Genomic DNA, 18,499 nt, shown 5'->3' with positions numbered 1-18,499 from the left:
ATGGAAGAAGAAGCAGGGGCTCATATCTTTTTTTCTATAGCCATATATGCAAGAGCAAGTGCCAAAATTATCATTATTATTTCCGACAGTGTTAAATTACTTATTATATTTGTTATATAATTAATCACAATCATCTCCTAGTTGTTTGTGTAGTTACGTTATTGTGGTTAACAATTATATCTAGCATTGGGTTTTCTTTACATATTTTATATTCAATAGTTTTGATATGTAAGAAATGGTCATTTTTCTTTGAGAATTGACTGTAAAGGTGTATTTTTCCAACCTATTTTCCTCCTTTTTTTATTAATAGTTTATTCTTTTGTATTAATTATAAAAGAAATACGCATAAAGAAGCTGTTAAGAAAATCGGAAGACTTTAAAAAATCTCCCCTGTTTCCCACAGCACCTATGTGAATTTTGACAAACAATTACAAAAAAAGTCAGTACAGTGCCATAGGCAAAATACTGACTTTTAGGATCATTGAATATGAAGTTGTATTGGTGTAAAGGATATGTACGGCAGAATCGTAAGCTTTGTATTAGAAGCATAAAAGGAATTTAAACGAACCGGACAATTTCCTCCAATGGTTTGCGGGATTTCTTTCGTACCGTCTGATCTGCCGGATATCCGGCTGCAATTAATCCGCATATATGCTTTTCCTTTGGAATGTTCAGCAGTGAAGCAATTTTCTCTCTATCATACATTCCAAAAATGCAAGTACCGATTCCCTGTGTTTCAGCTTCCAGGCAAAGATAGGCAATTGCCGCTCCAATATCGCCGGGAGCGAAATACTGACTGTCTACAAGGCTCCTGACATGGGGCATTAAATTTGCGTGTTCTTCAACCACAACAAAAAATGCCTGCGCTTTAGAAGCAAACCCATTTGATCCCAGCTGCTGTGCAGCTTCCGCTACCTTTTCTACAAGTTCTGAATTTTCGACTACCACAAAACTCCAGGGCTGGCCATTGCAGCCGGAAGGTGCCAGGCGGGCCGCCTCAATACATTTGACCAGCTTTTCATGTTCTACCGATTGATCTTTAAAATTTCTGCAGCTTTGCCTGCGAAGGCATAAATCCATAAAATCATTCATTTTAATTGCTCCTTTATGTATGAAACTTGCAAATATAACGTGTTCCAATTGATCTTCCCTAACTTGCCAATGGAAAGAGTCTCAAGCGGTGAAAAGTGTACTGCCTCAGTTAGAAAGATTGACTCTAAGTTTTTCTATTTCATCATCAGTTAAACCGATTGACTTGATATAACTCTCTGCTGCTTTGGACAAATCTACCCCTTTAAGACTGCTTCCTTTGGAAATACCAGCCATCTGTCTCATACTCTCCAGGATGTTGTTGTTCCCAATCCGGTCATATTGACCGGGTGCCACAGGCACATGGTAGAAATTAACAAAGCTGTCCATATAGTCAGTCTTAATCTCCCAATATTTCGCACCCATCAGGGACTCAAGCAATGCAACAACAAAACCGGTCCTGTCTTTTCCCTCTACGCAATGGATGAGGTACGGACCTTTCTTTTCGCCCATTTCCCGTAAAACAACAGCAAGCTTCTGCTTGAAATCTTCCGATTGTAAATCAAGTCCCATACCCAGTGCGTACACATTACCGATATCATTCAGTCCCTTATAATACGCAAGCTCGCCGTTGGCATCGGCTCTCAAGTGAGCCCCAACCTCCTCGGCTGTTTCGGAAAGATTAAATATAACATTCACTCCCGCATCCTTTGTAAGCCGCATAGCGTATTGGTTTCTTCCGATTTCCGGATTTATGGGGTTGGAAGACCTGTACAGCCTGCCCGGAGCGATGCTGCCAAAGGCTGCTTCACGGAAATTGGCAAACACCTCATCACTGCTATAATCATCTCTGTTGTTAGTACGTTTCAGTTGGCGTACTTCGTATTCATCCAGGTATCCTCCCTTTTTTGAAAGGGCAATGGTTACCTGATCATTAACAGCCGTCCCGTATGTATCGGCAAAGCTTCCGAGATTTATTGCCAATATGATGTCCTCATTGGATTTTTCCGCAGCTGACGATGCAACGATAACGACCTTCTTACTGTCCACATCACTATATGAAGAACATACCGGAACCTCTAATAACTGCCCGCCAATTGCCACATTCACGATGTCGCCATATTGGAATAACTTTAGGAAATCAGGGTTTTTAATATTAATATATACATTGCCATATTTTTCATGCACTTTTGAAACATTAACGGATAACTCGTTCTGCGACTCTTGAATTACACTGGCATTTTCATAAGCCATGGTGTAAACAGGCTTAGCACCACTTAAGAACACAGCAATAAATAAGCCAATCGAAATACATTTTCTCCTTTTCATTAAAACGCCTCCAAATATAATATTTTGTAAACCTCACATATCAAGAATACCACAAAATAAGCAGGATGTTAAGATTAATTACGCATCAGTTTTCCCATTTTTGCAGGCATTTTCTTAAATCTTTTATTTCTCACATCAAATGAGCTTTATTTCTTTTTTTCCCTTTCTGCTAAAGCCTTTTATAAGGCTGATTAAACAATTTTATTAACTTACTTTATAGGAAAATAAATATCAATTTCAGAATCAGGATTATCAGGCCCTAAAATTTTTTTCTGTATAACATTCAAAATCATCATGGACGGCGATTTCATATCGGCTATTCGGAAACCATCCCCCCCCATATATACTGGTATGTTTTAAGTGTAGATCCAGCGGTTCCAGTATGAGTAAATTTTGCATATTTATTAGAGACTAACCTTTTTATTAGCATTTCCTCCGGTATATCATTATTTTGGTGTACTTCAATGCCTATAAAGACAGTTGCTTCACTGTCTGCATTAAATTCATCTACGGAACATGACTCTGTTGATTCATATATACTATATCGTTTGCATGTACATACATCACAGCACAGCCTGGACACCAACTCATTGAAGATACTCCACATTTCAACAATATCGCTTCTATCAATATCCGTTTTAAATTTTATACATCATATATTTGGGAATAGTATTTACTATCTGAGCTTTCAAACTACATTGATTTTCCAGTTTAAGTTGCCTGCTTAATGGTAAAAACTCTGTATAGACAATAAACTCTTTCAGTCATATCTTCAAGAAAATGTTACTGGCAGTAATAGTAATATTAATTTAATTTTAAAAGATGCCCCTAACTTCTTTTCAATATAAGCACGTCGAAGATAGGATGGTATTTTATAAAATCTATCAGCAAAGTTATACAACGGATTTGGATGTTTTTTTTAGTAGAAATTGTTATACTCTCAATATAATTATTTCTTTCTTTTAATAGCAATGGTTCTATTATATCCCATTGTTTACCACATACTTCCAGAAAGAAAGCTGAATTTATAAGCATTATAAATATGTAGAGAATAATAACAATAAGCAAATGGTATTCCCATAATAGACAAACCTTGCCCGGCTTTACCGGGTATAAATATTTATTACAATATCATCTCATATTTATTTGTAAATATCGCATTACCTGATTTAGTACGAACAATGAAAAGCTATACTACATACCATATCTGGAGATATCCGAACCACGCCTATCAGCTGCGCTCCGAAAACCGTTGCCACCACATGCTGAATCGCCAGCGGCAAAGCTTCAAAAAACGGGGAATCTCATTTAAACTTGTAACTTCCACATATTTTTTTAGTTACTTTTTTTAATTATTCATTTTTTTACCCCTCTATCTTTCCGGTCTGACAGAGGGGCAGCATTTCCCGCCATTCTGTTCAGTAATGCAGGAAATGTTTTAATTATTTAAATAGTCAGCCACGGTCTCATTCGCTTTCCGAACCAAATTCTCTTCGTCCATTCTCACCAGCCGTCCTTCTTTTACAACAATATTACCGTTTACAACCGTATAGTCACGCTGCCCTTCAGTCCCACCGTACACAAAACCGACATTGGGTCAAACTGAGCACCTATCATATCAATACGGTTTAAATTAACAAGAAAGAAATCCGCTGCCATACCTGCAGAAATTTCTCCTAAGTCTTCCCGGCCCAGCACCTTCGCACTGCCCTTGGTTGCGATTTTCAGCATGTCATATCCGGCAGGCGCCTTCCGGCTGTCATTTAACCTGTGGAGAAGATAACCCACTCTCATTTCTTCCAGAAGATTGGAGCCGTCGTTGCTGGCTGATCCGTCCACAGCCAAACCTACAGGAACATTCAGATTAAGCATTTCCGGGATGGAAGCGATGCCTGAAGACAGCTTCATGTTGGAGATGGGACAATGAGCTACACCTGTCTGAGTCCTGGCCAAAAGTTTCAGTTCATCCTCGTTAAAATGAATCCCGTGGGCATACCATACATCCGGGCCTACCCAGCCCAGGCTTTCCATATATGCTAAAGGCCGCATACCAAAGTGAGAAAGGGTAAATTGCTCCTCATCCTTTGTCTCTGCCAGATGAGTATGAAGTCTTACCCCCAGCTTTCTGGCCAGCTTTGCAGATTCCTTCAAAAGTTCCCCGGTCACACTGAAGGGAGAACATGGAGCCAATGCCACCTGGCGCATGGAATATGGGCTGCCGTCATGGAACTTTTTGACAGCAGCTTCGGAATCTTTTAAAATCTCATCCACTGTCTGGACAACGGAATCAGGCGGCAAACCGCCATCCTTCACACTCAAATCCATGCTGCCTCTTGTGGCGTGAAAACGGATGCCAAGCGCTTCTGCTGCGGAAAACTGGGCATCCAAAAGCCCTGTCCCGGCATGCCTTGGGAACACGTAATGATGGTCTAAACAGGTGGTACACCCTGTTTTTAACAGCTCCCCAAGTCCGGTAAGGGAACTATAATAAACCACGTTTTCGTCTACGTGCTTCCAGATTTCATATAAAGTTTTTAACCATGGGAATAATTCCATCCTCTGAACTTGAGGCAAATTACGGCTGAAGGTTTGATATAAATGATGGTGAGTATTAATAAGTCCCGGATACATCACCATATCAGATGCGTCAATCACATCATCAGCTGTTTGTGCATTGCTGCAGACTTCGGCTATTACACCGTTCTTGATCAGCACATTCACTCCCTCCAACAGTCTGTCATCAGCGTCACATGTCACAAGATGTTTTACATTCTTTACAAGCAGGGTTCCTTTCATCATTACCTCCTAGTATTAAATACATAACAAGCTTTGTTTCATAGACTATATGACTGGTGTACTGCCGGCGGTTTGGGTGGCCACGAAACACCCTCATATGCTAATAGGTATATATGATACCAGCAGTATGCCGCGTGTTCCCAGCTACGTTTTAAACAGCTATATAGATATGATTTTTTCAAAGAACAATAGATACCCTAATATTATATTTATTTTCTTTTAATTATTCAATGATAATTATATAACAATTATCAGAATTATTTTGTGTAAAAATCACAATTTTTTTAGTTTTTGCTTTCCGTTACTTCCGGCTTTATTTGTATTTTCCATGCCTTTGCAAGAAGTCCCGGTAGAAATCTTCAAATCCACAATCTTATCTCAATGAGCATAATCGGAAATTTGGGTCTTTGGCTCTATGTGAATCATTTTAACTCTAAACTTCTGATAATCGAATCTATTTACCAGACAATTCCAAGGCCCTGAATCTTCTCTGTCAACCATGCAAGAGATTCAGCTGATCCTTGAAAGTGCTCTTGATGGAGGATTGTAAAGAATACTTTTTCCATAGCGAGCGGAATCTGTATGGGCAGAATAAATAACAGGATACTCCAAAATCATTTCCGGACTACCCTTTTCATCTTATTTTCTTAGATTATAATATAGGCAAGCACACCCGACAGATCAGGTGTGCGCCTCACAAAACTCTTTGTAATATCGGTTTCTTCAGCAATAAGAACCGATATATCATGTTTTTCATATCTGAATTTTTATAATCAATTACCTGCGTGGCAGTACATGAATGGCCCCGCCAATACAGTCCTCAAGCGCTTCCGCAACCGATTCATTATAGGTAGGATGAGCCCGCATAGCTTTTAAAAGCTGCTCTGCAGTAAGTTTATTGGAAATGGCAGTTCCCATCTCACCGATCATGTCCGTAGCTCTGGCGCACATCATCTGCGCTCCCAGCAGTACGCCTGTTTCCTTATCTGTTACAACTTTAACGAAGCCTCTTTCTTCCTTAGTAATAAATGATTTACTGTTGCCATGGGTTAAGAATTTCCCGGTAACTGTCTCGATTCCTTTTTCTTTTGCTTCCGCTTCCGTTATTCCGACACATGCAATTTCAGGATCCGTATAAACACATGATGGAACCACCGACAGGTCAATGGACGGTTCTTTCCCATTCATTCCTTCCACCGCGCAGATGCCCTGGGAGCTTGCGGCATGGGCAAGCTGAATACCTCCGATAACATCTCCGATCGCAAACACGCCAGGCATACTTGTCTCAAAGTTTTCCTTCACCACAATCCTGCCCCGGTCCATTTTAAGTAATGCCTTTTCTTCCAGCAGTCCATCCGTATTAGGGATGCGCCCGGTGGCTGAAAGCAGGTACGGCGTCTTTAAGACTTCAAGCTTTTCTTTGTCTTTTACCTTCTCTTCATAGGTACAGATAAAATCCAGACCCTCCTTTTCTATCTTCCGGACAAATGCTTTGGTATGAATGTCAACGCCTCTCTTTTTCAAAAGCAGCCTTACATTTTGGGAAATCTCTTTATCCAGGCCGGGCAAAAGTCTTTCTTCCGCCTCCAGCAATGTGACCTTGGAACCAAAGGAAGAAAATACGGTGGCAAACTCCACCCCTATGACCCCGCCGCCTATAATAAGCAGGCTTTCCGGGACATGATCAAGCTGAAACATCTCATCGCTGGTCATGATTCCGGGAAGGCGGATTCCTTCAATAGGCAAAAGAGCCGGTTTGGATCCCGTTGCCAGCAGGATATGTTTTGCCTGAAGGATTTCTTCTCCTTCCTTTGTCTTGATCCTGACCCTTCCTTCCTTTGTCAGCGACCCTGTCCCGCTGATCCGTTCCACTTTATTTCCCTTAAGGAGCTGTTCCACACCAAGTCTGAGGCTTTCGGAAGTTTCATTTTTATAGGACAACACTTTTCCGTAATCATAGCTCACCTCTTTTGAGATGATTCCAAATCGTTCTCCGGAGAGAACCTCCTGATATAATTTGGCTGCATGAAGCATGGCCTTTGCCGGAACACAGCCCCGGTTCAAGCAGGTGCCGCCGACTTCCCGGTTTTCTACCACCGCTGTCTTCATTCCCAGCTTTGCAGCCTTGATCGCTGCTACATACCCTCCGGTCCTGCACCAATAACAATCAGATCATATCGTTCCTCCATCCTATCCCTCCCTGGTCTTTATAATTCTGCAGCAGCAAAAAACTCTTTTAAGTCTTTTATCATGGCCGACTGAGCCTGGGTTTCTGCAGGCACCTGATCCAGCTTATTATAAATATCCTCATTTTCATATTTGCTTCCCTTTATATATCCGGGGATCCGGTCCATAAGATCCGGTTCCATGGAGTCGGAAAATAATTGGATATCCTTTATGATCCCGCTGTTCACCTGAAACTGCCAGATTACATTTCCCCATACAAACCGTTTTGAAAGTTCGTACTGGAAATCCATGTTTCGCCCGTACAGCCAATCCCAGGAAGAAAATTTCTTTCTTCCCTCCGCCAATGCTTCCCGGTCTAAGTCCTCCTGCCTGCAGAAAACCGCCTTACGTCCATAAGTTTCCTCAAATGCCTCCAGAAGCTTTTCTTTTAGCATATCGATAGTTAAGTCAGCCCGATATTCAGAAAGATTAGTCACCCTGGATTTAACAGAGTCCACTCCTTTTAAGGCCAGCTTATCCTTTGAGACCTGGAGATATTTGGAAAGCTTCTCCATATCTGCACCAACCAGCAGGGTTCCATGATGATAGCATTTCTCCCCTCTGGTATAAAAGGCATTGCCGGAAAACTTCCTGTCTGACACGGTAATATCGTTCCGTCCGGATTTCTCTGCATGGATTCCCAGTTTTTTTGACCCCGCTTAAAATGACCTCAAGCTGTTTATCCAGATCATAATGTTTCTTATTTACAAGGAACGTAAAATTTAAATTGCCCAGGTCATGGAATACGGCGCCTCCACCTGAAAGCGTCTTACCAGGTGACCCCCATCCTGTTCCAACTCCCGGATCCTGCATTCCTTCCATGGATTCTGGTTCTTACCGATTACAACGGTATTTTCATTCTGCCAAAGGTATAGGATACAGGTATCCCGCCCTGCGGTTTCTAATAAATACTCCTCAATGGCAAGATTCAGATAGGGGTCATAGCTGCTTCCATTTATATATTTAATTTCCTGTATCATCTTTATCTGTTTCCTTATCTAAGAAGTCATACTTTAACATTGGATTTCTGGCTGCCCTTACTTCATCAAGTCTGGTGACCGGCGTATGGATGGGGGCCTGATGCAGAGCTTCCGGATGAGACATTGCTGTTTCATGGAGGCTGCGCAATACAGAAATCACTTCATCCAAGGTTTCCTTTGACTCCGTTTCCGTAGGTTCTGCCATTAAAGCTTCCGGTACGATCAATGGGAAATACATGGTCGGCGGATGGATTCCATGGTCCAAAAGGCCCTTTGCTATGTCCATGGCTGATACACCGGTTTCTTTTTTAAGCCTTGCCAGGCTCATGACAAATTCGTGCATGCAGGGTCCCTGGTATGCCATATCATATACATCCTTTAATTGGGCCATCATGTAATTGGCATTTAAAACGGCATGCTTTGAGGCCTCCGGAATTCCTTCCTTTCCAAGCATAAATAAATACGTCATGGCCCTGACCACGATCAAAAAGTTACCATTAAAGCTTTTCACCTGTCCAATGGTGTGAGCCGGACGCTGAAACAGATATCCCTTATCTTCTTCCACCATGTTACCCGGTAAAAATTCAGCCAGGAGATTCTTGCAGCCTACCGGTCCGCTGCCCGGGCCTCCGCCTCCGTGGGGAGTAGAAAAGGTTTTATGGAGATTTAGATGAACCACATCAAACCCCATATCACCAGGTCTTATCATACCCATGACGGCGTTTAAATTTGCTCCGTCATAGTAATTCAGGCCACCGGCATCATGAACGATTTTTGTGATTTCCAGTATGTTTTTATCAAAAAGACCTAATGTATTGGGATTGGTCAGCATCAGTCCGGCCGTATCTTCCCCGACAGCTTTTTTTTAATTCCTCCAAATCTACTCCGCCGTCGTCAGCAGACGGGATACTGATTACGGAAAAGCCTACCATTGCCGCACTTGCAGGATTGGTTCCATGGGCGGAATCCGGTACAATGATCTTAGTTCTTTTTTTGTCACCGCGGCTTTCATGATATGCCTTTATCAGCAAAAGCCCGGTAAATTCACCGTGGGCCCCTGCTGCCGGCTGAAAGGTCATGCGGTCCATTCCGGTAATCTCACATAAGTATTGCTCTGCTGTTTTAAGTACCTCCATGCAGCCCTGCACCGTATGCTCCGGCTGCAGCGGATGGATCTGCTTAAATCCGGGAAGGGATGCCACGTCTTCATTGATCTTGGGATTATATTTCATGGTACAGGAACCCAGAGGATAAAAACCATCATTGACACCATATGCCTTTTTCGCTGCTTCTGTATAATGCCTGCTTATATCATTTTCAGACACGTGTGGAAGGTGCAGGCTCTTTTTTTCTTAAGCTGCCTTCTTCCGGCAGGCTCACCGGCACATCACATTCCGCCAGGATGCTCATCTTTCTTCCTTCCTGTCCCTTTTCAAATATCAGCATAACCTTACACCTCCTTCAGAATGCCAATGACACGGTCAATGTCATCCTTTGCATTCATTTCCGTACAGCACCATAAAATCTGTCCCGCTCTTTCACCGTTTAAAGGATAGCCGCCAAGAATTCCATGTTCTTCCAGTACACTCATCACCTCTTCTGCCGGAAGCTTTGAAATGGTCACAAATTCGTGGAAGAATTCCCCGCGGTTTACAACCGGATATCCGATTGCTTCCAACTGGTCTGCCATATAATGAGCCTTTGACATGCATTGTATGGCTGCCTGCTTCAGTCCTTCTGCTCCCATTGCCGCTAAATAGACTGACACTGCCAATGCACAAAGGGCCTGGTTTGAGCAGATGTTGCTTAACGCTTTTTTCTCTCCGGATATGCTGCTCCCTTGCCTGAAGGGTCAGGACGTATCCTGTTTTTCCGTTGGAATCAACAGTTTCTCCCACGATCCTTCCCGGCAGCTTTCTGGTCAGTTCTTTCGTACATGCCATGAAGCCGATATATGGTCCGCCAAATGCCAGAGGCAGTCCAAGGGGCTGCCCCTCTCCCACTGCAATATCAGCACCGTATTCTGCCGGCGTCTTTATGATCCCTAAGGAAATAGGATTTACGCCCATGATATACCGCGCGCCGGCTTCCTTTGCCATACTTCCAATTTCGGCCGACGGTTCCAGGCTGCCGTAATAATTGGGATTCTGTATATAGACACATGCAGCCTGACTATCCAGATTCTTTTTCAGAAAATCCAGATCCGTTACACCGTCTTTCTCAGGAATAACAGTCAGTTCTATCCCGTTTCCAAAACAATAAGTCTTTATGGTCTCCATTACCTGAGGATGAACTGCTGCGGATACAAAGGCCCTGTTTTTCTTTCTGTCCCTGCACATCGCTACTGCTTCTGCTGCCGCGGCCGCGCCGTCATACACGGAAGCATTGGCTGCATCCATTCCTGTAAGCTCGCAGATCATCGTCTGGTATTCATATATGGATTGTAAGATTCCCTGGCTGATTTCCGCCTGATACGGGGTATACGCAGTGTACAGGGTTTCTTTTGATAATACGCTTTTCACAATGGACGGAATGTAGTGGCTGTAAGCGCCTGCCCCTCTGAATATGACCGGAAATACCTTATTTTTTTCCGGCAATGCCTTCCATCCTCTTATACACTTCCATTTCAGACATTCCACTGGGAAGATTCAATCCATCCTTTAACAGAACTTCCTGGGGGAGCTGCCCGAAAAGGTCTTCTATGCTCTCAATTCCGATCGCTGACAGCATTTCTTTTCTGTCATGATCGGTTGCCGGTACAAATGAACCCATATGCAGATCTCCTTTATTCCATTTCTTTTTTTTACAAACTCTCCGTATTCCTCAGGACTTAAGAATTCTTCTTTATCCGTAATATCAGTTATCTTTACAAACCAGGCATCATAAGGAGCCTCATTGATTTTTTTCCGGTGCATCCAGAAGTTCTTCATTGACTTCTGATACGACTCCGGTCACCGGGCAATACACATCCGAAACGGCTTTTACAGATTCCACATCGGCAAATGGTTCACCGGCTGTAGTTTCGTCACCTTCTTCCGGAAGATTGACGAAAACAAGCTCCCCCAATGACTGCTGGGCGTGATCCGTAAGTCCGACCACAGCTGTTGTTTCATCTTCAAATCTCACCCATTCATGTGTTTTTGTGTAAACCAGATTTTCTAATACCTTCATGTTTCCTTCTCCTTTTCCTTGTTATTGCCCGCGTTTTCCGGGCATGTAAGTACACCCACAGGGTGTATCCTTGATGGATTATTTTGATTTTTTATAAAATGGCAGGGCTGCCACTTCTGCTTCCACTTCTCTTCCCCGTACGATTACCGTCACTTTTGTCCCTGTTTTCCCATATTCCTTATCCAAAATAGCCATGGCTGCCGGGTACCCCAGATAGGGGCAATGGGTTCCTGATGTTGTAAAACCGGCTTTCTTCCCGTTTACAAGTACATCCTCCTGTTCCCTTATGATTCCCCGCCCTGTGACTCTTAAGCCCACACGTTTTCTTATGAGGGAATCCTTATCCGGCAAATGGCTTTTACCGATAAAATCCTCCTTCTGCATTTTGACAGCAAACCCAAGACCGGTTTCTACAGGATTGATTTCATCGTTCATTTCATGTCCGTACAGCGGCATGCCGGCCTCCAGCCTCAAAGTGTCTCTGGCTCCCAGTCCGCATGGGATCAGTCCGTATTCCCTGCCTGCCTCCATGAGGGTCTCCCACATTGTCTCAGCATATGCATTGTCTAAATAAAGCTCAAAACCATCTTCCCCTGTATAACCAGTCCTGGATACCATGCATGTGATTCCTGCCACTTTTCCATCAAAAATTGCATGATAGTATTTTTCAGGAATATCTGTTGTCAGTTTCATAAGTATTTCCTGTGATCTGGGACCCTGCAGGGCGATTTGTGTGATTTTATCAGAAATATCTTCAAACACCACTTCTCCTAATTTATGTTCCAGCATCCACCTGTAATCCTTTTCTTTATTGGAAGCATTTACAACGATAAAGTACTCCTCTTCTTCTTTTTTTATAAACAATCAGATCATCCACCGTTCCCCCGTGTTCATTGCACATGGGGCTGTATCTTGCCTGTCCGACTGCCATATCGGTAAAATCATTGGTCAGCAGCCGCTGCAGATTTTTAAGTGCGTCTTTTCCCCTGCAGCTTATTTCCCCCATATGGGAAACATCAAAAAGCCCTGCCCTTGTTCTTACTGCCATATGCTCCTTTATGATCCCCTCTTCATATTGGATGGGAAGCAGATACCCGGCAAAAGGGACCATTTTGCCGTGATGCTTTAAATGCATCTCATAAAGCGGTGTTTTTAGTTCCATGTCTTAATCCTCCTTAGATAATTTATATGATAATATAGGAACATCATCGGTTTATATGCACAAAAAAAGGCAGAAAGAAATATCCGTATCAAATATTCCTGTCTGCCTCTGTCCTTTTACCTGAAAGATTGACTTCGTCGGTACATAAATGTTCTCCAGAGTTACGTCCGAATCCGATCCTTTTGCCTGAGAGTTTCTGCCTTCCCCTTCGGCGGCACAGATATGTGCTCTCTCTCCGATCCATCATCCGTCACTTATTATTTATAATTGATATTATCAGACTACTTAGGCACTGTCAATCATTTTTTTCCTTAACTTTTTACAGAGAGTCTTTTATCTGTCAATAGGCTTCTGACCGCAGTCTTAATAATCACTGGATAAGGGAGACGGCACGATCCGGCATCTGCCGGACATTCTCCTGCTTCCTGCCAAATTAATGATGATTGCCTCTGGACTTTTCTAATTTTTCACCAAATTATCTGATATTATGATATTGTTAAATACATCTGATATTTACAACCTAATAATTTTACCCCCTACTGGTATCGCGGAACAGATGATTAAAGATAACCATGATGAAAGCGGCAAGCAGCGAATTAAGAAAGCCGCCCATGCTTATATCTGTTACAAAATGATCTGCAATCATGATCGTCCAGGCATTCACAATAAAGCTGAATAATCCTAAGGTCAGCAGACTGACTGGTAATGTAATCAACAGCAGAATCGGCTTTAATATAAAGTTTACCAAAAGCAGCACCAATCCCATGATAAGAAGTGCCTGGATACTGCCAATATAAACCGTGTGTGATACAAATGACAGCAGATATATGGTCAATATGATAGATATATATTTTATGAACAGTTTCGACATTTTACCTCCAAAAGACATGTGTTACCTGATTTTAATTATTACTTTGACTTTGTCAGTTGTAACATCAACAAGATCATAGGGTGCATCCACGGCTAAAGAATCCAGAAGTTTCATGGCCATGATAACGAGATCTTTCACGGAATCGATGGTGATTTGGGAGGATAAACCCGGATCAGGCACTTTCGGTACAAAAAAACATGCAGCAGCCAGTAAGTCCTGAAAACAGTCCAATAATTCCCGAAAAATATACAAAGGAATTGGAAAGGGAATATTCATGAACCTTCTGTTATCAATCCAGAGCCTGATCCACAAAAAACGACAGCTCCTAATCAACATATACTCTCACCTTCACCATCGCATTATGGCTTTCATCCCATGCTTCCACATCTACGATATTCGGTTCATCCAAGGTACCGTTTATGATCTCCTCAATTATTTTTGCAAAATCAATGCTGGAAATATCAATACCTTTCGCTTCCATCTCCCTTCTGGCATCCGCAGGAACCATAGTAGTCATCTTATCAGCAATTTCACTGATCGTGGTCAGCAGACGTATGGGTATATTTACGTTAACATTAACAGAATTGTTATCCGACGTAACCTTAACTTTAAGGAATTTATAAGTTCGTCTTGCAGTAGTTACGGTTTCCACCATCTGCTTTGTCTCTGCTTCCTTCGTCATATTCAGAGCTTCCAAAAGCTCCATGCCCTCGGCAGCGGTAATCTGACCTTTTTCTATCATTTCTAATATTTTTTGTTGTTCACTCACAGACTGACCCTCCTATTTATTATAGATTTTTTTTATCCGTTCTGTTGCTTCTTTCGATGAGATTTCACCTTTTGACAATTGGTCAAGAATTTCATTCCTGGCGGTTGCTTTGTCTTCATTTTCCTTAATCAATTCTTTTGATGACACTTCATATCCAAGACTTCTTATGACTGAATCCAGTTTACCGCGGACCGTGGGATAAGAAATCCCCAGTTCTTTCTCAACATCCTTGATATTACCGCGGCATCTTATGAATACCTTGACAAACTCAAGATCTTCTGCTGGAAGACGGCAGAATTCACAAGGCTGGAAATCTCCTTCAATAACTGTTGAGCACTTGGGACAGCCTAGCTTGGTTATGGAAAGTTTTTCACCACATACGGGGCATTTACCCGGGGCTTTGTATTTCATTGATTTCACCTTCCTAATGTATTATTTGATTATAGTATATGACCATCAATTAAATATGTCAATATTAAAATCAATAATGTTAACTATAACATTAAAATTATTAATACTTAATTTAAATATATAAAAATAACCTTTTAATAATATTAATCTTGCGTTTATCTGTTTTGCTCCAGCGCCGCCATAGGGCTTGTCCTCCATTTCATGATTTTTGCAATCGGAAAATGAAGAATAAGCAAAGGGAACGACAGCCTGCGTCGTGTTTCTCTGATAAACAAAAAGGCCGTAAACTGCCACAGACAATTTACAGACCTCTTTGCTTTAATATTCTTGTTTTTTATATGCCAAAAAATGCACTGCCCATGTGGAGCATCTTTATTTCCTTTTTATTGTTTGTTTTTATGTCTTGCCAGAACCAGACTGGATAATAAGCTAAGTACAGAAACCAAAGCACAGGTCAGCCAACCGGCAGTCCAATGTCCATTGCTACCAAGTAATACGCCCACGACCATAGGCGCGATTGGATTCGGAATATTGGCCGCACCGGAACAGAATGCTGTTCCCGGGATATTATCGTCTTCAGTATACACTTCAATGGGAAGCGCCCAGAAAACTCCGGCAGCCCAGGATACTCCAAACATCATTGCGCAGGAGACCAGTGCCAATGGCAGGAACCCTATGGCAGATGCATTTGGAAGCAAAACAGCCGCCATAGTACTTAATCCATAGCCAGTCGCCATGATCATGCTTCTGCTTTTTACTTTGTTCTTTGCTCTCATGGCAAACCAGTCAGAAACCCCGCCGGCCATAATTGATGAAATTACAGTCACAAAGCTGATTGCCAGCATCAGATTACCGGTTTGACCATAGCTGTATCCGATTATATTTGCATAGACAGACATATCTACGGTAACAGATTGGCAGACCCATGTATTGGCGATTAGGGCCAATATCAAAAGCCAGGTAACAGGCTGCCTGATGACGTTTCCGTATACGTTTTTTTGAAGGGACGTTAAGCCGGCTTTTCTGGGGAACTTCTATAATTTTTTTCTTTTGTCAGCAGCCACGCCGGAATTGCAAAAAACAGGCAGATTCCGCCGACAGCATAGAAGGAAGCCTGCCAGCCCAGTACCGGTACGATCCTTCCGGAAATCCATGCCCCAACTCCGCTTCCGGCTACAAAGCTGCCGTTAAATAAGGCTGTTGCCAATGCGGTATAGCGTTTGTCCATCCATAAAGTTATGGTTGAAATATAAAGCGGAAAAGCCATTGCATTAAAACCCTGCATTCCTTTAAAAAGAAATAATAATAGTATGTATTTTCCATTTACAGCCATAGGTATGAGAAACTGGGGCAGTATTTGAAACATCAGTCCCAAAGCCATTGTTTTTTTCAGTCCAAAACGTTTGTAGACATAACTGGATAAAAACATGGCCGTGACAAGGCACACGGCCCGGGTAGTATCAGCCAGCAAAATCACCTGGCGGTCAACAGCAAGCGCTTCCGACAGGCTGTTGACCACCATACTGAACTGAGTGACTGCTGCCGGAAAAAATATTCCCAGTAATGAATAGCATACTACCAGCAGCCACGGGTAACTTTTATAGTTTGTAATTTTCACATTTTACTCCTGTTTTGAGAAGAACCGTTCAAAATATTCCTCATAAGAATTTAAAAGGTACATCATATGCTCCTTCATATAAAAATAAGCAAATTCCGAATCATGGTTCTCTATTGCCTTAAATATTTTTTTATGCTGACTATTCAGTTCAGCGGAAATCCTTTTTTGATGCTCAGGGGTAACCAGACTCAGGACAGCCCGATTGCGGCTTTCATTCTGACTTTCAAGTTCTAAAAGCTCTTTCATAAAATCTATCAGTACTGCATTGCCGGCAGTTTTTGCAATCGCATAATGAAAATTGTCAAACTGGTTCTCAGCCGCCGGTACAGACTGTTTTACAAAAAGTGTATTCCCGATTTCCTGAATATCTGCTTCCGTTGCCCTTACAGCAGCAACACGGGCAAGCTCTGGCTCTAATATCAGCCTTGCCCTGCTGGAATTTAAGAAGTTTTTCTGATAATCTGCCTGCTGCTCTACCGCAGTCTCATCAGGAGTCAGAGTTTTTGCATCCACTAGGACAAAGCTGCCTTTTCCTTTTTTTGTTTCAATAATTCCAACCTCTGCCAGAGATTTCAAAGCTTCACGGACGGTAATCCTGCTGACTCCAGTCATCTGTATCAGATCTTTTTCACTTGGAAGCATATCCCCTTTTTGATATACACCCTGAGCTATCATAATTTTTATCTGTTCTACCACCTGCTCATATAACGTGGTTGTGCTTTGTACTTTTTTTCAGCATAATATTTCTCCTGTCATGCAATATTGGTTTATCTTATTATATCACATGACATGTAAAAAGTAACTTTTATTCTCCTGACTTGGCGGAAGAATAATGAATAACTTTCTTTTCCCTTATAAATGCATAGATGATGACAATTATGCTGTATACTGCCATTATCTTCCATGCACTTTCAATATCGCTGAAATTTAATACCGCTGCTAATGCATATCCAGCCAATGCAACGGTTGTCAGTATGGCAAGGATGGGTCTGCTGATTCTAAATGTTGTTTTTTTCATTGCATCCGGATTTTTCTTATAAATCAGATATCCGGTAAAAATCGGGAACATGACATAAATAAGGGATACTCCATTGCCCAGCATTGCGATTGTTGCAATATCAATTCCGGTTAATACCGGTACGACACCGACAATATAGAATACCGTAAGCAATACCCATGGTGTTCCTCTTTTTGTGAGAGATGCTGCCTGCTTTGGAAGCCAGCCTTCTTCTGCCGCAATCAATAACCCTTTTGTACACCAGGTAAAGGTTGCATTTAATGTGGAAGCAACTGCAAACATACCTCCGCCGACGATAAAGAACACATACAATGGCTTTGGCAAAACTGCACTTGCTACAAGCACCAGGCTTTGGCCTGCCACCTGATCAACCGGTAAAACACCAACAGCTACAATTCCGATCAGCGCATAAATAACAGCCACAAATATGGTGCTTCCGATCATAGCCCGCGGTAAATCACGCCCCGGATTTTTCATTTCTCCGCCTAATTCGCTTAAAAATTCAGCTCCGCCGGTCGCAAAGGTCAGGAGACTTGATGCGGTTAAAAAAATTAATAAATCCATTTGGCATAAAGCCTTCTCAGCCCGAAATACAGACCAATCTACCTTTGGAAGACCTAATATGATAAACATTGCCAAAGCTGCAATCAGTACGGCTACAAGGATGTTCTGCAGCTTTGTGGCCATATCAACTCCCACCAGATTCATAACATAGCATAAGGTCAGGATCCCGAATGCAACAAAGGTCTGATTCATGCCGGGTATCAGGCTGCAGGCATAAGTTGCAAAGGTAATCGCAAACATAGAAAGTACCAGCTGTCCTGCAACCAATAATGAAAGATAAAAGAAACTTGTTTTTTTACCAATGTAGTCTCTGACATATGTATACATACCACCAGTTGCCGGCACCGCACTCCCCAATACAGCGAGTACCAAATTGGGGCATATAACCAGAACTGCGGCCACTAAAAATGCCAGCGGCGTACCTGCTCCCGTCAGTGCAATGCAAATTCCTGTCAATGCCATAATACCTGATCCAATAATCTGTCCGACCCCAATTCCCAATAAATCACTGAATCCAAGAACCTTTTTTTTAAGCCATCCTGTTTATTTTCTTCT

At 42.2% G+C, this 18,499-nt stretch carries 17 protein-coding genes, 5 pseudogenes and 1 riboswitch; all 22 genes and pseudogenes read right to left on the bottom strand.

Annotation, left to right across the window (positions count from 1 at the left end):
• Positions 1-558 precede the first annotated feature (558 nt).
• On the bottom strand, positions 559-1,092 hold the full coding sequence (locus tag JCM10519_RS14400) for a nitroreductase family protein (protein WP_054740011.1): 534 nt from the start codon (positions 1,090-1,092) through the stop codon (positions 559-561).
• Between the two features lie 105 nt (positions 1,093-1,197).
• On the bottom strand, positions 1,198-2,358 hold the full coding sequence (locus JCM10519_RS14395; protein ID WP_054740009.1) for a tyrosine-protein phosphatase: 1,161 nt from the start codon (positions 2,356-2,358) through the stop codon (positions 1,198-1,200).
• A 1,438-nt stretch (positions 2,359-3,796) separates the two neighbouring features.
• Positions 3,797-5,154, bottom strand: a pseudogene (locus tag JCM10519_RS14390) (8-oxoguanine deaminase).
• Between the two features lie 777 nt (positions 5,155-5,931).
• Positions 5,932-7,263, bottom strand: coding sequence for a dihydrolipoyl dehydrogenase (lpdA, locus tag JCM10519_RS14385; RefSeq protein ID WP_347844277.1), 1,332 nt, complete (start codon positions 7,261-7,263; stop codon positions 5,932-5,934).
• A 98-nt stretch (positions 7,264-7,361) separates the two neighbouring features.
• Positions 7,362-7,982, bottom strand: coding sequence for a lipoate protein ligase C-terminal domain-containing protein (locus JCM10519_RS30175; RefSeq protein ID WP_347844276.1), 621 nt, complete (start codon positions 7,980-7,982; stop codon positions 7,362-7,364).
• A 120-nt stretch (positions 7,983-8,102) separates the two neighbouring features.
• Positions 8,103-8,360, bottom strand: coding sequence for a hypothetical protein (locus JCM10519_RS30170; RefSeq protein WP_347844275.1), 258 nt, complete (start codon positions 8,358-8,360; stop codon positions 8,103-8,105).
• Positions 8,344-9,806, bottom strand: a pseudogene (gene gcvPB, locus JCM10519_RS14375) (aminomethyl-transferring glycine dehydrogenase subunit GcvPB). Before gcvPB ends, JCM10519_RS30170 begins: the two are co-directional and overlap by 17 nt.
• Before the next feature lie 4 nt (positions 9,807-9,810).
• Complete coding sequence (locus JCM10519_RS30165; protein ID WP_347844274.1) at positions 9,811-10,128, bottom strand: hypothetical protein; 318 nt, start codon at positions 10,126-10,128, stop codon at positions 9,811-9,813.
• Between the two features lie 103 nt (positions 10,129-10,231).
• Positions 10,232-10,999: pseudogene (locus tag JCM10519_RS30160) on the bottom strand (aminotransferase class V-fold PLP-dependent enzyme); the annotation flags it as partial.
• The gene (locus tag JCM10519_RS30155; protein WP_347844273.1) at positions 10,941-11,132 is read right to left on the bottom strand and encodes a hypothetical protein; all 192 of its coding nucleotides are present in this window, start codon (positions 11,130-11,132) and stop codon (positions 10,941-10,943) included. The pseudogene JCM10519_RS30160 and the gene JCM10519_RS30155, both read right to left, overlap by 59 nt.
• A 44-nt stretch (positions 11,133-11,176) precedes the next feature.
• A pseudogene (gene gcvH, locus JCM10519_RS14365) lies at positions 11,177-11,531 on the bottom strand (glycine cleavage system protein GcvH); the annotation flags it as partial.
• A gap of 78 nt (positions 11,532-11,609) precedes the next feature.
• Positions 11,610-12,395, bottom strand: a complete 786-nt coding sequence (gene gcvT, locus JCM10519_RS14360) for a glycine cleavage system aminomethyltransferase GcvT (protein WP_347844272.1) — start codon at positions 12,393-12,395, stop codon at positions 11,610-11,612.
• Complete coding sequence (locus JCM10519_RS30150; protein ID WP_347844271.1) at positions 12,340-12,693, bottom strand: hypothetical protein; 354 nt, start codon at positions 12,691-12,693, stop codon at positions 12,340-12,342. The genes gcvT and JCM10519_RS30150 overlap by 56 nt, the downstream gene beginning before the upstream one ends.
• A gap of 164 nt (positions 12,694-12,857) precedes the next feature.
• Positions 12,858-12,940: riboswitch (glycine riboswitch) on the bottom strand.
• 282 nt (positions 12,941-13,222) lie between these two features.
• Positions 13,223-13,564, bottom strand: coding sequence for a phage holin family protein (locus tag JCM10519_RS14355; protein WP_054740007.1), 342 nt, complete (start codon positions 13,562-13,564; stop codon positions 13,223-13,225).
• A gap of 21 nt (positions 13,565-13,585) precedes the next feature.
• Complete coding sequence (locus tag JCM10519_RS14350) at positions 13,586-13,876, bottom strand: hypothetical protein (RefSeq protein WP_054740005.1); 291 nt, start codon at positions 13,874-13,876, stop codon at positions 13,586-13,588.
• Positions 13,877-13,889: 13 nt separating this feature from the next.
• Positions 13,890-14,333, bottom strand: coding sequence for a hypothetical protein (locus JCM10519_RS14345; protein WP_054740003.1), 444 nt, complete (start codon positions 14,331-14,333; stop codon positions 13,890-13,892).
• A 12-nt stretch (positions 14,334-14,345) separates the two neighbouring features.
• Positions 14,346-14,744, bottom strand: a complete 399-nt coding sequence (locus JCM10519_RS14340) for a DUF2089 family protein (protein WP_054740002.1) — start codon at positions 14,742-14,744, stop codon at positions 14,346-14,348.
• Between the two features lie 45 nt (positions 14,745-14,789).
• Positions 14,790-15,038, bottom strand: a complete 249-nt coding sequence (locus tag JCM10519_RS14335) for a hypothetical protein (protein ID WP_347844270.1) — start codon at positions 15,036-15,038, stop codon at positions 14,790-14,792.
• Between the two features lie 89 nt (positions 15,039-15,127).
• Positions 15,128-15,697 carry a hypothetical protein gene (locus JCM10519_RS14330; RefSeq protein ID WP_347844269.1) on the bottom strand — a complete coding sequence of 190 codons (570 nt, stop codon included), beginning with the start codon at positions 15,695-15,697 and terminating at the stop codon, positions 15,128-15,130.
• 56 nt (positions 15,698-15,753) lie between these two features.
• Complete coding sequence (locus JCM10519_RS14325) at positions 15,754-16,362, bottom strand: MFS transporter (protein WP_054739995.1); 609 nt, start codon at positions 16,360-16,362, stop codon at positions 15,754-15,756.
• A 3-nt stretch (positions 16,363-16,365) separates the two neighbouring features.
• The gene (locus JCM10519_RS14320; protein WP_347844268.1) at positions 16,366-17,058 is read right to left on the bottom strand and encodes a GntR family transcriptional regulator; all 693 of its coding nucleotides are present in this window, start codon (positions 17,056-17,058) and stop codon (positions 16,366-16,368) included.
• A 109-nt stretch (positions 17,059-17,167) separates the two neighbouring features.
• Positions 17,168-18,451, bottom strand: a pseudogene (locus JCM10519_RS14315) (APC family permease); the annotation flags it as partial.
• Positions 18,452-18,499: the final 48 nt, after the last annotated feature.

It is taken from the genome of Clostridium sp. NkU-1 (assembly GCA_001312405.1).
The sequence above is the reverse complement of the archived record's forward strand: the minus strand, read 5'-3'. Positions and strand labels throughout refer to the sequence as shown.

Coding starts and splice junctions, on each gene's coding strand:
- JCM10519_RS14400 (WP_054740011.1), bottom strand. CDS start 1,092: ATGAATGATTTTATGGATTTATGCCTTCGCAGGCAAAGCTGCAGAAAT.
- JCM10519_RS14395 (WP_054740009.1), bottom strand. CDS start 2,358: ATGAAAAGGAGAAAATGTATTTCGATTGGCTTATTTATTGCTGTGTTC.
- lpdA (WP_347844277.1), bottom strand. CDS start 7,263: ATGAAGACAGCGGTGGTAGAAAACCGGGAAGTCGGCGGCACCTGCTTG.
- JCM10519_RS30170 (WP_347844275.1), bottom strand. CDS start 8,360: ATGATACAGGAAATTAAATATATAAATGGAAGCAGCTATGACCCCTAT.
- JCM10519_RS30155 (WP_347844273.1), bottom strand. CDS start 11,132: ATGGGTTCATTTGTACCGGCAACCGATCATGACAGAAAAGAAATGCTG.
- JCM10519_RS30150 (WP_347844271.1), bottom strand. CDS start 12,693: ATGGAACTAAAAACACCGCTTTATGAGATGCATTTAAAGCATCACGGC.
- JCM10519_RS14355 (WP_054740007.1), bottom strand. CDS start 13,564: ATGTCGAAACTGTTCATAAAATATATATCTATCATATTGACCATATAT.
- JCM10519_RS14340 (WP_054740002.1), bottom strand. CDS start 14,744: ATGAAATACAAAGCCCCGGGTAAATGCCCCGTATGTGGTGAAAAACTT.